This window comes from Mesorhizobium sp. YC-39 (genome assembly GCF_025753795.1).
In the GTDB taxonomy this organism is placed as follows: Bacteria; Pseudomonadota; Alphaproteobacteria; order Rhizobiales; family Rhizobiaceae; genus Mesorhizobium.
Map to the genome: position 1 here is coordinate 623,774 of NZ_JAOWPS010000002.1, position 14,935 is coordinate 638,708.

The 14,935-nt window shown below is 63.0% G+C and carries 13 protein-coding genes; 4 read left to right on the forward strand and 9 right to left on the reverse strand.

Annotated elements, in window-relative coordinates:
- The first annotated feature begins 71 nt into the window (after positions 1-71).
- The gene (locus OHD62_RS12445) at positions 72-1,853 is read left to right on the forward strand and encodes a cation:proton antiporter (protein WP_263783018.1); all 1,782 of its coding nucleotides are present in this window, start codon (positions 72-74) and stop codon (positions 1,851-1,853) included.
- 91 nt (positions 1,854-1,944) lie between these two features.
- Here the strand turns inward: OHD62_RS12445 and OHD62_RS12450 are convergent, their stop codons facing one another.
- Positions 1,945-2,751: an AraC family transcriptional regulator gene (locus OHD62_RS12450; protein ID WP_263783019.1), complete on the reverse strand. Its 807-nt coding sequence runs from the start codon at positions 2,749-2,751 to the stop codon at positions 1,945-1,947.
- A 202-nt stretch (positions 2,752-2,953) separates the two neighbouring features.
- Here OHD62_RS12450 and OHD62_RS12455 point away from each other — a divergent pair, with 202 nt between their 5' ends.
- Positions 2,954-3,874, forward strand: coding sequence for a zinc-binding dehydrogenase (locus OHD62_RS12455; RefSeq protein ID WP_263783020.1), 921 nt, complete (start codon positions 2,954-2,956; stop codon positions 3,872-3,874).
- Positions 3,875-3,901: 27 nt separating this feature from the next.
- Here OHD62_RS12455 and OHD62_RS12460 read toward each other — a convergent pair whose 3' ends face one another.
- From OHD62_RS12460 to OHD62_RS12495, 8 genes are all read right to left on the reverse strand, one after another.
- Positions 3,902-4,654 carry an SDR family NAD(P)-dependent oxidoreductase gene (locus tag OHD62_RS12460; protein WP_263783021.1) on the reverse strand — a complete coding sequence of 251 codons (753 nt, stop codon included), beginning with the start codon at positions 4,652-4,654 and terminating at the stop codon, positions 3,902-3,904.
- Between the two features lie 63 nt (positions 4,655-4,717).
- Positions 4,718-6,961 carry a transglycosylase domain-containing protein gene (locus tag OHD62_RS12465; protein ID WP_263783023.1) on the reverse strand — a complete coding sequence of 748 codons (2,244 nt, stop codon included), beginning with the start codon at positions 6,959-6,961 and terminating at the stop codon, positions 4,718-4,720.
- Between the two features lie 313 nt (positions 6,962-7,274).
- Positions 7,275-7,664: a hypothetical protein gene (locus OHD62_RS12470; protein WP_263783024.1), complete on the reverse strand. Its 390-nt coding sequence runs from the start codon at positions 7,662-7,664 to the stop codon at positions 7,275-7,277.
- A gap of 463 nt (positions 7,665-8,127) precedes the next feature.
- Positions 8,128-8,274: a hypothetical protein gene (locus OHD62_RS12475; RefSeq protein ID WP_263783025.1), complete on the reverse strand. Its 147-nt coding sequence runs from the start codon at positions 8,272-8,274 to the stop codon at positions 8,128-8,130.
- Between the two features lie 25 nt (positions 8,275-8,299).
- On the reverse strand, positions 8,300-8,554 hold the full coding sequence (locus tag OHD62_RS12480) for a GlsB/YeaQ/YmgE family stress response membrane protein (RefSeq protein WP_263783026.1): 255 nt from the start codon (positions 8,552-8,554) through the stop codon (positions 8,300-8,302).
- A gap of 103 nt (positions 8,555-8,657) precedes the next feature.
- On the reverse strand, positions 8,658-8,861 hold the full coding sequence (locus OHD62_RS12485) for a hypothetical protein (protein ID WP_263783027.1): 204 nt from the start codon (positions 8,859-8,861) through the stop codon (positions 8,658-8,660).
- 53 nt (positions 8,862-8,914) lie between these two features.
- Complete coding sequence (locus OHD62_RS12490) at positions 8,915-9,535, reverse strand: ribonuclease D (RefSeq protein WP_263783029.1); 621 nt, start codon at positions 9,533-9,535, stop codon at positions 8,915-8,917.
- Between the two features lie 78 nt (positions 9,536-9,613).
- Complete coding sequence (locus OHD62_RS12495; protein ID WP_263783030.1) at positions 9,614-10,999, reverse strand: M20/M25/M40 family metallo-hydrolase; 1,386 nt, start codon at positions 10,997-10,999, stop codon at positions 9,614-9,616.
- Positions 11,000-11,427: 428 nt separating this feature from the next.
- Here OHD62_RS12495 and polA point away from each other — a divergent pair, with 428 nt between their 5' ends.
- Positions 11,428-14,379: a DNA polymerase I gene (polA, locus tag OHD62_RS12500; RefSeq protein WP_263783031.1), complete on the forward strand. Its 2,952-nt coding sequence runs from the start codon at positions 11,428-11,430 to the stop codon at positions 14,377-14,379.
- On the forward strand, positions 14,380-14,931 hold the full coding sequence (locus tag OHD62_RS12505) for a hypothetical protein (protein ID WP_263783032.1): 552 nt from the start codon (positions 14,380-14,382) through the stop codon (positions 14,929-14,931). It begins immediately after the preceding gene.
- The last annotated feature ends 4 nt before the right edge of the window (positions 14,932-14,935 follow it).

Genomic DNA, 14,935 nt, shown 5'->3' on the forward strand with positions numbered 1-14,935 from the left:
TATTGCAAAGGCGGCGGCTTCAGGCGCCGCATATCCGACATCGCGATTTCTGGAAAGGCGCTCCATAGACCATGCCGCATGACACGCCCCTTATCGCCACCATCGTCGCCGGTCTGGGGCTGGCTTTCGTCTTCGGCGCTCTCGCCAACCGCTTCCGCATCCCGCCGCTGGTCGGCTACCTGGTCGCCGGCGTTTTGGTCGGGCCGAACACGCCGGGCTTCGTCGCCGATGCCGGCCTTGCCAACGAACTGGCCGAGATCGGCGTCATCCTCCTGATGTTCGGTGTCGGCCTGCATTTCTCGCTGAAGGACCTGTTGTCGGTCCGCGCCATCGCCGTGCCCGGCGCCATCGTGCAGATCGGCTTCGCAACAGCACTCGGCGCCGGCCTCGCCTGGCTGCTCGGCTGGTCGATCGGCGCCGGACTGGTCTTCGGCCTGGCTCTGTCGGTCGCCTCGACCGTGGTGTTGCTGCGCGCCCTGCAGGAGCGGCGGCTGATCGAGACCGAACGCGGCCGCATCGCCGTCGGCTGGCTGATCGTCGAGGATCTCGCCATGGTGCTGGCGCTGGTGCTTTTGCCGGCGCTGGCCGGCGTGCTTGGCGGCCAGCAGCAGGTCGATACCCACGCCAGCCTGCTGTCGCTGCCAGCGAGCTATGGCATCTGGGGCGTCGTCGGCATCACGCTGGCCAAGGTCGTCGCCTTCGTTGCGGTGATGCTGGTGGTCGGCCGCCGCGTCATTCCCTGGATCCTGCACTACGTCGCCCATACCGGGTCGCGCGAACTGTTCCGGCTGGCGGTGCTTGCGATCGCGCTTGGCGTCGCCTTCGGCGCCGCCAAGCTGTTCGGCGTGTCGCTGGCGCTGGGCGCTTTCTTCGCCGGCATGATCATGAGCGAATCCGAGCTCAGCCACCGTGCGGCCGAGGAATCGCTGCCGCTGCGCGACGCCTTTTCCGTGCTGTTCTTCGTCTCGGTCGGCATGCTGTTCGACCCGTTCAGCCTGATCGACAACGGTTGGCCGATCCTGGCGACGCTGGCGATCATCGTCATCGGCAAATCGCTGGCGGCCTTCGTCATCGTCGTCGCCTTCCGCTATCCCTTGGCCACGGCGCTGATGATCTCGGCCAGCCTCGCCCAGATCGGCGAATTCTCCTTCATCCTGGCCGAGCTCGGTGTCGGCCTCAAGCTCCTGCCCGAACAGGGCCGCGATCTGATCCTCGCCGGCGCCATCCTGTCGATCCTCCTCAACCCGCTGATGTTCCTCGCCCTCGCCTGGATGAAACCGTGGCTGGAGGCGCGAGCCGCGAAAGCGGCGCCACCGGTGGAGGCCAAGCCGATCGGCCCGGCGACGCAGCCCGGCCAAATGGCTTCGGTCGCCGCAGCGCCGGCGAAGGAGGACGGTCCACCGCCCAGGACAGCGCTTGCCGGCCACGCCATCCTGATCGGCTATGGCCGGGTCGGCAGCCTCGTCGGCGCGGCGCTTAAAGAGGCCGCCCTGCCCTTCCTCGTCATCGAGGACGCCGACAAGACGCTGGCCAAGCTCAAGGCGGACGGCATCGAAAGCGTAGCCGGCAACGCCGCCAACAGCGAGGTGTTCGCCGCCGCCAATCCGGAAGGCGCAAAGCGGCTGATCCTGGCCATCCCCAACGCCTTCGAGGCCGGACAGATCGTGTTGCGCGCCCGCGCCGCCAACCCCGGCATCAGCGTCATCGCGCGCGCCCATTCCGACGCCGAGGTCGAGCACCTCAAAGGGCTCGGCGCCGACACGGTGATCATGGGCGAGCGCGAGATCGCGCGCGGGATCGTCGAAGAGGTGCTCGGCCACAAGCCAGGGGCGGCTGAACCGTCCGCTGCCTGAGCCGATCCTGAACGATCACTGGTCGCCACCGGCCAATGGCCAGCGACAGATTGCTCAGTCGATATCAGCCGTCCGCCCGCACCCGACCTGATCACGCCGCGAATGCAGAGCCGCCATTTTGCGCGATATCGCTGAGATATTTTGCCGGCGGCTTCCCAAGCGCCTTCTTGAACATGGTGATAAAGGCGGTGACGGAACCATAGCCGAGATCCCCCGAGACCTGCTGCACGCTGGCGCCTGATGCCAGTTCCCGCAGCGCAACGACCAGGTGCAGTTGTTGGCGCCAGCGTCCAAAGGTCAGCCCTGTTTCCTTCACGACGAGGCGGGCGAGACTGCTCTCGCTAAGCGCCACGCGGTTGGCCCATTTCGCCATTGTGCTGCGGTCGGCGGGATCTTCGGCCAACGCTTCGGCGATCCGCCGCAAGCGTGGCTCGGACGAGATCGGCAGATGCAATTGCTGCACAGGCATACGCGGCAGCTCGGCGAGCAGGACTCCCGCCAGGAGATCGCCTCTTGGCTCGTCCGGCGCACAATCCGACAGCTCGATAATCAGTTCTCGTATCAGCGGCGAGATCGAGAGCGTACAGCACCGATCCGGCAGCTCGGCAGCGCCCGGCTCGATATAGACGAAGAAAATCCGCGCGTTGGCGGTCGCGATGTTGCTGTGCTCCATCGTGCTGGGCACCCACACCCCGCAATGCGGCGGCACCATCCACAGGCCGCTGGGAACGCGACATGTGACGCCACCTCCCAGCGCGAAGACGAGTTGTCCCTTGCGGTGCCAATGGTCAGGTACTTCCGCTCTGGTTTCAGTGACGTCAACACGCACCGCAATCGCCGGCGTGAGCACATCGTCCACATCGAAATCGGGCCAGGGCCAGTGAAGAGGCTGTCTCATAGTTGACGGCTTTTAGCGATTAAATGCTAGGATAGCTAAATTCTTTGACCGGGAAAGTCTATAGGCTCCGGTTCGCGCGTGGCAGGCACCAGTTGATCGCGTTGACGCTGCGCATGCCCATCGCCGGCATATCCGCGGCCACCTTGCCGTGCTTCCAGGGGAAACTGGCGTCCACAAACCAGCAAGAAAAGTAGGAGACCCCATGCTCGCCCTAGTCATGTCTCCCGACAGCATCACCGGACTGACGCTCGCCAAGGTCGAGGAACCTGAGCCCCTCGCGAATGAGGCGCTTGTCTCGGTCCACGCAACCTCGTTGAACCGCGGTGAACTGCGCCTGCTCACCATACGTCCGAACGGCTGGATACCCGGCCAGGACGTCGTTGGAGTCGTCGAACGGGCAGCGGCCGATGGCTCCGGGCCAGCCATGGGCACCCGGGTTGTGGCTTTGGTCGACCAGGCCGGCTGGGCCGAACGTGTCGCCGTCTCAACCGACCGTCTCGCCGTCCTGCCGGATGACGTCGGCTTCGTCTCCGCCGCCACGCTTCCGGTCGCCGGCACGACGGCGCTAAGGACTTTGCGCCATGGCGGCGACCTGGCCGGCCAGCGGATTCTGATCACGGGCGCAAGCGGCGCGGTCGGTCGTTTCCAGGTCCAGATCGCCCGCGAGCAAGGCGCGTCGGTGACCGCGGTCGCCGCCGCCCGGCATGCCGAGGATCTCCGCGGTCTTGGAGCCGAGCAGGTTGTCGAGTCGATCGAGCTGGCCGAGGGGCCTTTTTCGCTGATCACCGAATCAGTCGGCGGTGAAAGCCTCGCGCACGCGATCGAACGTGTCGCGCCTGGCGGCATCGTTGTCATGTTCGGTTCGAGCAGCGGCGAACTCACGCCCGTTGGGTTCCGCCAGTTCGTTCCGGGTCACGAGGGGGCGAGGCTTCAGACCTTCGCTTACTACACTTCCGGCTCAGGCATTGGCGCCGACATCGCCTCGCTGCTCGCTCTGGTCGCGGCTGGCCGCCTGGAGACCCGCGTGGCCTTGACCGTGCCGTGGACAGACATCGCCCAAGCCCTGGACGCCCTGCGACAGCGCAGCTTCAGCGGCAAGGCTGTTCTCACCATAACCGGATGAGCAGTCCTGATCCCGAAGTCGACCGGCTCACACGTGCTGGCCGCCATTGATGTGGATTTCCGAGCCCGTCACATAGGACGCCTGCTGCGAGCACAGGAAGAAAATGATGTCGGCGACTTCCGCCGTGGTGCCAAGCCTTCGCAGCGGGATCGTCTCGACGATTTTTTCCGTGCCAGGCGACAGGATCGCCGTGTCGATCTCGCCCGGCGCAATCGCGTTGACACGGATGCCGTGCGGACCGAAATCATGCGCCATCTCGCGCGTCAGCGAACCGAGTGCCGCCTTCGATGTCGCATAGGCGGTGCCGGCAAAGGGATGCACGCGGGTGCCGGCAATCGAGGTGACATTGACGATCGAGCCTTTCGCCGCCGCCAATTCCTTGAACAGCCCGCGCGCCAGCATGATCGGCGCGAAGAAATTGACCTGGAACACGTCGCGCCAGACATGCATCGGCGTGTCGATCGAGTTCATGCGGCTGTTGCCGTCCTCGAGCTTTGGCGAAATGCCGGCATTGTTGACCAACGCATGCAGCTGCCCGCCATGCGCTTCCAGACGGTGGCGGATTTCCGAGATCGCAATGCCGACATCCTCCTGGTCGGCGAGGTCGACCTTGATGTGGTCTTCCGGGCCGGCCGGCCATGGGCAGTCCTCTGCGAACGCCTGGCGCGAGCAAGTGATGACACGCCAGCCCTCGCGCGAAAAGCGCTTGACCGTGGCATGGCCGATGCCGCGGCTAGCGCCGGTCAGCACAATCGTCTTTCTGGTGTCGGTCTCGGCCATGATAGATCTCCGGCCGGGAGATGTAGCGGAAGGCGGCTGCGCTGGCGAGAGGCGAGTTGACGCTCACCCCCCGGTAAGGATGTCGAGGATCGAGGTCTGCCGCTTCTTGACTGGGCCGCCGACGTTGCCGGGCGGCACCGGGTGCTTGATCGATCCCGTGGTGCCGTCATTGCCCGGCATGCCAAAGCCGCCGGCATCGACCGTTTCCGCGGGACGCGCAGTGCGCGCAGGCGCTTGGGCAGCTGGAGTTGGCTGGCCAACCGAAGCGGGTGGCGCCGGTTGCGCGGTATTGGCCGGAATCTCATCCTGCACGATCGTATCCGGCGGCGTCGATTTCCATGTTCCGGGCAGCGGCCTGACCGGAACGCCCTCATGCGCGGCGACCATGAACTCGTGCCAGGCCTGCGCCGGCAGCGCGCCACCGGTAACCTTCTTCATCGGGCTGCCATCGTCATTGCCGAACCATACGCCGGTGGTAAGGTTGGCGGTGTAACCGACGAACCAGGCATCGCGCGAATTCTGGCTGGTGCCGGTCTTGCCGGCGGACGGCCAGGCGAAAGCCGCCTTCCTGGCCGTGCCGACCTCGACGGTGCCTGTCATCATCGAGTTCATCATGCCGACGATATCGGGCTTAACGACACGCGGCGCGCTGCCGCCATTGTTGTCGTAGAGCACCTTGCCGTCGGTTGTCGTCACGCGGCGGATGAAGTGCACATCCGGCCGATAGCCGCCATTGGCGAAGGGGACATAGGCCGACGTCAGTTCCAGCGGCGTGACTTCCGAGGTGCCGAGCGCGATCGACGTGTTGGCCGTCAAGTCGGACTGGATACCCATGCGATGCGCCGCCTCAACCACCGCGTCGGGTCCAACTTCCATGGTCAGCTGGGCGGCCACCGAGTTCAGCGATTTCGCCAGTGCGGTGGCCAGCGTCACCTTGCCGAAATACTTGCCGCCGTAATTGTCGGGCGTCCATTTGCCGATCTTGATCGGCGCATCGTTGCGCACGCTGTCCGGCGTGCGGCCGGCTTCCAGTGCCGCCATGTAGACAAAGGGCTTGAACGCCGAGCCCGGCTGGCGGCGTGCCTCAGAGGCGCGATCAAACTGGCTGGTCGAATAATCATACCCGCCGACCATGGCGCGTACGGCGCCGGAATTGTCGATCGACACCAGCGCTCCCTGGCTGACATTGAGCTTCTTGCCGCTCTCGTCGATCAGCCTGCGGATCGATTGTTCGGCGAGCTTCTGCAAATTCAAATCGACCGTGGTGTCGACGACGATGTCGCCGCGCACGTCGCCGATCAGGTCGGGCAGTTCTTCCATGATGGTGTCGGCGACATAGTTTTCCGAGCCGGTCCAGTAGGACGGCGAGCGCGTCGCCGGCGCGCTCATCGCGCTGGTCAGCTCCTTGGCGCTGATCTTGCCTTCCTCGCGCATGGCGGCGAGCACGAGCTGCGAGCGTTCCTCGGCGGCCTTCGGGTCGCGCGCCGGTGACAGTCGCGATGGCGCCTTGAGCAGACCGGCCAGAAGTGCGGCCTCCGATAGCGTGACATCGCGAGCGCTCTTACCGAAATAGCGGCGCGAGGCCGCCTCGACGCCATAGGCGCCGGAACCGAAATAGACCCGGTTGAGGTACATTTCGAGGATCTGGTCCTTGGTGTGCTTGTGCTCGAGCCATAGCGCCAGAAGCACTTCCTGCACCTTGCGTTCCAGCGTGCGGTCGGGCGTCAGGAACAGGTTCTTGGCCAATTGCTGGGTCACCGTCGAGCCGCCCTGCGAGAAATGCCCGCCGACAACATTGGTGACCATGGCTCTGGAAAGACCGATCGGGTCGATGCCGAAATGCGAATAGAAGCGGCGGTCCTCGATGGCGATGACGGCCTCGGGAATATAGGGCGACATTTCATGCAGGCCGACGGCTTCGCCGCCGCTCATGCCGCGATTGGCAAGCAGCTGCCCGTCGACCGAAACGATCTTGATGTTGGGTGCGCGGTCGGGGATGGCCCAGGTGGTGGCCGCCGGCATTTTCGCGCCGTAGTAGACGACGATGCCGGCAGCGGCGATGCCGCCCCAGATGGCCAGCACGAAGCACCAGTAGACCAGGCGGCCAAGCACGCCGAACAGGCCGCGCCGGCTTTTGCCGCGCCCGCGACGCGACGATTTCGCCTTGGCCGATTTACCCCTTGCGGCGCTCTTGCGGTTGCCCGGCACGACGCGGTCCTCCTCGCTCACCGAAAAACCGGCCGATGATTTCGCCCCCGGCGCTCCCTCGAAGCTGGGTTCGATGCGGCTGTCTTTGCGGTTCGCCATGCGCTGTGCTGTCTGTCCCGATGCGACGCTTCAAAGTCTTAGAGCGTACTTTGTGCATCCGAATGGACGCACGTCGCTCCATGGCGCTCGGGGTGAAGAGTAGATGCGGCGGTTTAAAGGCGCGTTAAGCGGGAAAAATTCAAAGCAATTGATAATCAAATGGCTGGCGAAGGACCGCTGCCACTTCGCCCGGCAGCTGCAAGATGTAGCCTTGTTGGAGCGCGATCGACAAAGCGGCGGTTAACCTCGCCTTCCACCGCGCTCCATTTCAATCTGCTCACGACCCTGTCACCAAGTCGTTCATCTGGCGGATCTAGCGGATCGCAGCGCGAACCGAAAGCGCTGCCCTGGACGACTGCATCGTCTCGCCGACATGGCAATAGCAGACGATTTCGTGCAGCTGGTTGTCGGTCAGTTCGAAGAAGCGCTTGGCTTCGCCATAGCTGTCGTCTTTCAGACCCTCATCGCGCAGGATGGGATCCGCCAAGGCCACCGATATTGGCGAACCCTCGCCGCGCATGACATTGCGCTCGGCCGGCGCACGGAATTCGGTGCCAGCGAGTGCGGTAAGAAGCCGGCTGGGCTCCCGCTCGAGAAGTTCCGACCAGCGTACGAGACGCTGGGTTCGGTCCATTCCAGGATGTGCTGGATCTTTGCGGACCTCAGCCACTGCATGCAGTTGGTCCAGTGTTTGGTGCCTCATGGCAACCTCCTGAAGTAGGTGGGTTGGCCCCAAACGCCCTTTGCCAGGATGATACCGCGAAAGTGCCGATCCGTCATTCAGATTCCATGTCCGGATTGGCTTCTCTTTCCAGACGCATCGAAGGATGGAGCAGGTTCCGTCGGCAATAGTGTCAACCAGATCAATGGTTTATTTTAGTTGGCCGCAAACTTCGGCAGCGGCCTACCCGCTATCGAGGCGAGCGGAAAGAAGGCGAGTGTCTGCTCTTCGCAGGTTATCGCCACAACGCTGTTAGATCGATCAATATCGAGGCCCTTGGCCTCCCTTCCTCGACGCAGGCCCTGCCTCGCGCGAAAGTCTCGTCGTCAAGGACGGCGATGGAGCGGGAGGGCCTGCGGCAGCCGCTCCAGCCGGTACCGCCATCGTAGACGTGCAGCATCGGACTGCCTGCATCGGCACTCTCGCCGCGCCTGATACGACGCGGTCAGTTCTGCTGGATCGAAATGCCCTTGTCATCGATCTTGAGTTCCACGCCCTTCGGCTTGGTTTGCTCGCGATAGATATAGATGCCGAGCGCGATGACAACGACCAGGAGCGCGCCGACGAGCAGATAGAGCGTATTCTGTTTCATGGCGCGCTCTCTTTGATACCGAGCATCAAGCTCGCTTCAGCACCTTGACCAGCACCAGCAGAATAACGGCGCCAATCGTGGCGTTGATGATGGCGGCGATGGTGCCGCCGCCAATGGCGAAGCCCAGCCTTGGAAAGAGCCAGCCGGCGATAAAGGCGCCGATGATGCCGACGACGATGTTGCCGATCAATCCGAAGCCGAAACCCGAGACGATGAGGCCGGCGAGCCAACCGGCGATGGCGCCGATGATGATGAAGACGAGAAGGCTTTCGATACCCATAGAGCGTTCCTCCGCGAGAAGAGGCTGGAGCGGAAAGCCGAATCAGCCTCGATATCAACGGCCTCACGCTATGCCAAACCTGTTGGTCCCGCCAGCGGCGGCGTCATTCGTCGTCGCTATCTTCAGACGCCGGCCGCCAGCTCGTAGGTTCGACCCTCTTCTGCGTGTCGCTGTCGATATAGGTCCACCAGCCAGTATCGCGGTACTGCGCGATGGATTCGTTGATAACGCCGTTGCTGTCCTTCCAGTAGACAGTGACCTTGGAACCGTCCTTCGGCGCTGTCTCGATTGGTTGGCGTGCAGCCATCTCATCCCCTCCATGGGCCGACGGAACGCCGGGCAGCACGCCCGGTTCCATCATCAACTATGTGCAAAAATATCCTCCTCGTCCCAACCCATCAGGTCGAGCTTCGCACGCGTCGGCAGGAAGCGGAAGCAGGCCTCGGCCTCCTTCTTCCGGTTCTCGCGCGCCAGCCGTGCGCTCAGCACGTCGCGTAGCCGGTGCAGGTAGAGCACGTCGGAGGCGGCGTATTCGAGCTGTTCGGGCGACAGCGTCTCCGCCGCCCAGTCGGACGATTGCTGCGCCTTCGACAGGCCGACGCCGAGAAGCTCGAAGCAGATGTCCTTCAGCCCGTGACGGTCGGTATAGGTACGGGTCAGCCGCGAGGCGATCTTGGTGCAGAACACCGGTTCCGGCATGACGCCGAAGGCGTTGTAGAGCACAGCCAGGTCGAAGCGGCCGTAATGGAACAGCTTGGTCACATTGCGGTTCTTCAACAGGCTGACGAGGTTCGGCGCCTTCTTCTGTCCGGGCGCGATCTGGATGACGTCGGCCGAGTCGTCACCCGGCGAGATCTGCACCACGCAAAGCCGGTCGCGATGCGGATTCAACCCCAGCGTCTCCGTGTCGATGGCGACCGCCCCGACATTGTAGTGCGAAAGGTCGGGCAGGTCATTTTTGTGGAAGCGGATGTCGCTCATCGTCTTCTCCGGTCGCGGCGTGCATCGTCCTCGCCGCGATCCGGCGAAAAATCAACAAAAACTTGTCTTTCCACCAATTCAGTGCGTCAGCGCATCGAGAATGCGGGCCCAGGAGCGCTGTCCCTTGTGGAAGGAAGTCATCTCGTATTTCTCATTGGGCGAATGGATGCGGTCGTCGTCGAGGCCGAAACCGACCAGCAGGGATTCGATGCCGAGATAGGTCTGGAAATCGCCGACCACCGGGATCGAGCCGCCGCCCCCCGTGGTGACCGCCTGCTTCGGCCATTCGTCGGACAGCGCCTCCTTGGCCTTGGCGAGGAATGGCGAGTCGTAGGAAAGCTGGATCGCCGGCGAACCGCCATGCGGGTGGAATTCGACAGAACAATCGGCCGGAATCCGCTCCTTGACGAATGTCTCGAAAGCGGCGCGAATCTTCTGGGGATTCTGCTTGTGGACGAGGCGGAACGAAATCTTGGCTGAGGCCTCCGCGGCGATCACCGTCTTGAAACCCTTGCCGGTATAACCGCCAATGATGCCATTGAACTCGGCGGTTGGCCGCGCCCAGGTGAGTTCGAGTACCGAGCGGCCCTTTTCGCCTGCCGGGATCGACAGGCCAACGGGTCCAAGGAAGGTCTCGGCGGTTTCGCCAAGCCCCTCCCAGGACTTCAGCACTTGCGAAGGCGTTTCCTCGACGCCATCATAGAAGCTCGGAATGGTGACGCGGCCGTCCTTGTCATGGACGTCGGCAAGAATCTTGGCCAGAATGCGGATCGGATTGGCGGCCGGACCGCCGTAGAGGCCTGAATGCAGGTCGCGGTTGGCGGCCTTGACGGTGACCTCCTCGCCGACCATGCCGCGCAGCGAAACGCAGATCGAAGGCGTCTGGCGGTTCCACATGCTGGTGTCGCAGACCAAAGCGAAATCAGCCTTCAGCTCGGCCGCGTTTGCCTCGAGGAATGGCTTAAGCGACGGCGAGCCGGACTCCTCCTCGCCCTCGAACAGGATCGTGATGCGGCACGGCAGGCTGCCATGCACCTGCTTCCAGGCGCGGCAGGCCTCGACGAAGGTCATCAACTGCCCCTTGTCATCGGCCGAGCCCCGGCCGGTGATCACCTTGTGGCCGGGTTCGAGCTCCTTCACGGCGGGGGCGAACGGGTCGTTTTCCCAGAGCTCGATCGGATCGACCGGCTGCACGTCGTAATGGCCATAGAACAGCACATGCGGCGCGGCCGCCGGCCCCTCATGATGCGCCACCACCATCGGATGGCCTGGCGTGTCGCGCACGCTGGCGTCGAAGCCGATCAGCTTCAATTCGGCCACCAGCCATTCGGCGGCCTTGCGGCAGTCGGCGGCATAGACCGGATCGGTGGAGATCGACTTGATCCGGAGCAGGCCGAACAGGCGTTCCAGGCTCTGGTCGAGGTTCTGGTCGAGGTGGTCGAGGACGGGGGAAACTGCGGACATTTTTTCAAGGCCTTTCGATTCAGAACCGGCACCGTAAAGGGAGGACTGGAAAACGAAAAGCCCGTGATCATTGGACCACGGTCCGTGAATGCCCGGCAAAAAAATGCCGCCGTGGTGGAGGGGGAACCACGGCGGCCTTTACTCGAAACGATGCGGCAGCCCGGAGAGGGGGGATAGGCTGCCGCAAGTGTCCGGGATAGGCGGGGGACGGGCCTTGCTCCGGACTTCGGCGAAAACTGCCGATGACGTCTATTTGGGTCTTTGAACGTGGCGATTCAAGGGCATCAAAATTACACTTTTGTAACATGGGCGTGAGCGGCCAGAGTTTGGAGCGGAACCGGCCAGTTCTGTCAGGGTCTTGCCGGAACCAGTGATCTGCGCCGCCTTTGGCATGGACCGCGGCGTCGGGCCGCGCTATCCCTGCCGGCATGAAAAAAGGCGATCATCTCTTTCTTGTCGACGGCTCCGGCTACATCTTTCGCGCCTATCACGCGCTGCCGCCGCTCAACCGCAAATCGGACGGCTTGCCTACCAATGCCGTGCTCGGCTTCTGCAATATGGTGTGGAAGCTGATGCAGGATGCCCGCAACACCGATGTCGGCGTGGTGCCGACGCATTTCGCCGTCATCTTCGACTATTCCTCGAAGACCTTCCGCAATGACCTCTACCCTGAATACAAGGCCAATCGCTCGGCTCCGCCCGAGGATCTGATCCCGCAATTCGGCCTGATCCGCCAGGCGACCACGGCCTTCAATCTGCCCTGCATCGAGATGGAAGGGTTCGAGGCCGACGACCTCATCGCCACCTATTGCCGGCTCGCCTGCGAGGCAGGCGGCGACACCACCATCATCTCCTCCGACAAGGACCTGATGCAGTTGGTCGGCGCCACCGTTGGCATGTACGACCCGATGAAGGACCGCCAGATCGGCATTCCCGAAGTCGTCGAGAAATGGGGCGTGCCGCCGGAAAAGATGATCGACCTGCAGGCGCTGACCGGCGACTCGGTCGACAATGTGCCGGGCGTGCCCGGCATCGGCCCGAAGACCGCTGCGCAGTTGCTCGAGCAGTTCGGCGATCTCGACGGCCTGCTCGCCCGCGCCGGCGAGATCAAGCAGGACAAGCGTCGGGAATCGATCATTGCCAATGCCGACAAGGCGCGCATTTCGCGTGAGCTGGTGACACTGAAGAACGACGTGCCGGTTGCCGAAGGGCTCGACGATTTCGTCCTTCACGCGCCCGACGGACCGAAGCTGATCGGCTTCCTCAAGACCATGGAATTCACCACGCTGACCCGCCGCGTTGCGGAAGCGACCGCAACCGAGATCAGCGATGTCCAGGCCGCCGCCGTCACCATCGAGCGCGCCGACACCGCGCATGGCCCCGATGTCGGGGCCGGAGCGCCGGCGGCCGCCGAAAGCGCGCCTGGTGCTGGAGCTAACGAAGTGGCTTCCGCCAAGGCGCAGGCACCCTCGCAAGGCGATACCCCTTCCCTGCTCTCGGCGCTCCGCCTGGAGGCAGCTTCCGCCGGCAAGATCGATACATCAGCCTATGTCGCCATCCGCGATGCCGCCACGCTAAAGGCCTGGCTGGCAGAGGCGAAGGAGACAGGTGTCGTCGCCTTCGATACGCAGACCACCTCGTCCGACCCGATGCTGGCCGAACTCATCGGTTTCTCCATGGCCGTCGCGCCCGGCCGCTCCGCCTATGTACCGCTCGCCCACACGAGCGGAAACGGCGACCTGCTTGGTGGCGGGCAGATCGAGAGCCAGATCCCGGTCCGCGAAGCGCTGGCCCTCATAAAACCTTTGCTCGAGGACCGCTCCGTCCTCAAGATCATGCAGGACGTGAAATACGACATCGTCGTCATGAGCCGCCATGGCCTCGACGTCGCGCCTTTCGACGACACCATGCTGATCTCCTACGTGCTCGATGCTGGTACCGGCCATCACACCTTGGCGGCTCTTTCCGAAAAATGGCTTGGCCATGCGCCGACGCCGCTTAAGGATCTCGCCGGTTCCGGAAGGAGCTTGGTCGGCTTCGATCAGGTCGATATCGACAGGGCGGCCGGCTACGCCGCGGAGCACGCCGATGTGACGCTGAGGCTATGGCGGGTACTGAAGCCACGACTTGCCGCAAAGGGCCTTGTCTCGGTCTACGAGCGTCTGGAGCGACCATTGGTGCCGGTACTGGCAAGGATGGAGCAGCGCGGCATCTCGGTTGACCGACAGATCCTGTCGCGGCTCTCCGGCGAGCTGGCGCAAGGCGCGGCACGGCTGGAAGAGGAAATCTACGGATTGGTCGGCGAACGCATCAACATCGGTTCGCCCAAACAGCTCGGCGACATCCTGTTTGGACGGATGGGCCTGCCGGGCGGCTCCAAAACCAAGACCGGACAGTGGTCGACCTCGGCGCAACTGCTGGAGGATCTCGCCGCCGAGGGTCACGAACTGCCGCGCAAGATCGTCGACTGGCGTCAGCTCACCAAGCTGAAATCGACCTACACCGATGCGCTGCCCGGTTTCATCCATCCAGACACCAGGCGGGTGCACACCTCATACGCGCTGGCCGCGACGACGACGGGCCGGTTGTCGTCCTCCGATCCCAATTTACAGAACATCCCGGTGCGCACCGCCGAAGGTCGCAAGATCAGGACCGCCTTCATTGCCGACAAGGGTCACAAACTGGTATCGGCCGACTACAGCCAGATCGAGCTGCGCGTGCTTGCCCATGTCGCCGAAATCCCGCAGCTCACGCAGGCCTTTGCCGATGGCGCCGACATCCACGCCATCACCGCGTCGGAGATGTTCAACGTGCCGGTCGAGGGCATGCCGTCGGAGGTGCGCCGCCGCGCCAAGGCGATCAATTTCGGCATCATCTACGGCATCTCAGCTTTCGGCCTCGCCAACCAGCTGTCGATCCCGCGCGAAGAGGCCAGCGCCTATATCAAGAAATATTTCGAACGCTTCCCTGGTATCCGCGACTATATCGAAGCGACCAAGGCCTATGCCCGCGAATATGGCTTTGTCGAAACGATCTTCGGCCGCCGCATCCATTACCCCGAGATACGCTCGTCAAATCCTTCGATCCGCGCCTTCAACGAGCGCGCCTCGATCAATGCGCGCCTGCAAGGCACCGCCGCCGACATCATCCGCCGCGCCATGGTGCATATGGATGAGGCGCTGGAGAAGGCAAAGCTTTCCGCCCGCATGCTGCTGCAGGTGCATGACGAGCTGATCTTCGAAACGGTGGAAGCGGAAGTCGAGGCGACGATCCCTGTCGTGCGCCAGGTGATGGAACACGCGCCGATGCCGGCGGTTTCAATGTCGGTGCCGCTGCATGTCGATGCCCGCGCAGCCAACAACTGGGACGAGGCGCACTAGGTGGACATCTATCTCACCTATCGCGGCCAAATTCCCTCGAAAGCAAGTAGTTTAGACGCGATTTGGCGTATGCGACGGAGCTTCCATCGCCAGATGGAGAAACTATGGGGCAAAGAGCCCTTCGCGATCCTCAAGAAATGGGAGGATTCTAATTTCTCTCCGAAGGCACCAAATTTTCTACGGAAAGTCGGCGATCAGGTATTTGTCCCATTTTACAGTGAAGCCGTCGGCGTAGGTGTCAAACTAGAGATTAAACTTCTGACTGGCTTGCCGCAGCAGCAAGCAGTTATCAGCAGTGGTGATCTGGACAATCGAGTAAAGCGTATAATCGATGCGCTTCGCGCGCCTACTCAGAAAGGCGAACTCATTACAAACCTTGAGCCCGGCTCCCGATGGTATTGCGTTATGGATGACGACAGCTCTGTAAAAGAGGTGACTGCCTCCCTAGCACCATACCTAGATTCTAGCGATCCCGGCGAATCATTCGTATTTGTGAGGGTTAGAACCTCGCCCTCGGCCGTCACATTTGCAAATCTAGCAATGTTGTTTTGACTAA

What these genes read in the sequence shown, in the direction of transcription:
- OHD62_RS12445 (WP_263783018.1), top strand. Translation starts at nt 72, where the DNA reads ATGCCGCATGACACGCCCCTTATCGCCACCATCGTCGCCGGTCTGGGG.
- OHD62_RS12450 (WP_263783019.1), bottom strand. Translation starts at nt 2,751, where the DNA reads ATGAGACAGCCTCTTCACTGGCCCTGGCCCGATTTCGATGTGGACGAT.
- OHD62_RS12455 (WP_263783020.1), top strand. Translation starts at nt 2,954, where the DNA reads ATGCTCGCCCTAGTCATGTCTCCCGACAGCATCACCGGACTGACGCTC.
- OHD62_RS12460 (WP_263783021.1), bottom strand. Translation starts at nt 4,654, where the DNA reads ATGGCCGAGACCGACACCAGAAAGACGATTGTGCTGACCGGCGCTAGC.
- OHD62_RS12465 (WP_263783023.1), bottom strand. Translation starts at nt 6,961, where the DNA reads ATGGCGAACCGCAAAGACAGCCGCATCGAACCCAGCTTCGAGGGAGCG.
- OHD62_RS12470 (WP_263783024.1), bottom strand. Translation starts at nt 7,664, where the DNA reads ATGAGGCACCAAACACTGGACCAACTGCATGCAGTGGCTGAGGTCCGC.
- OHD62_RS12475 (WP_263783025.1), bottom strand. Translation starts at nt 8,274, where the DNA reads ATGAAACAGAATACGCTCTATCTGCTCGTCGGCGCGCTCCTGGTCGTT.
- OHD62_RS12480 (WP_263783026.1), bottom strand. Translation starts at nt 8,554, where the DNA reads ATGGGTATCGAAAGCCTTCTCGTCTTCATCATCATCGGCGCCATCGCC.
- OHD62_RS12485 (WP_263783027.1), bottom strand. Translation starts at nt 8,861, where the DNA reads ATGGCTGCACGCCAACCAATCGAGACAGCGCCGAAGGACGGTTCCAAG.
- OHD62_RS12490 (WP_263783029.1), bottom strand. Translation starts at nt 9,535, where the DNA reads ATGAGCGACATCCGCTTCCACAAAAATGACCTGCCCGACCTTTCGCAC.
- OHD62_RS12495 (WP_263783030.1), bottom strand. Translation starts at nt 10,999, where the DNA reads ATGTCCGCAGTTTCCCCCGTCCTCGACCACCTCGACCAGAACCTCGAC.
- polA (WP_263783031.1), top strand. Translation starts at nt 11,428, where the DNA reads ATGAAAAAAGGCGATCATCTCTTTCTTGTCGACGGCTCCGGCTACATC.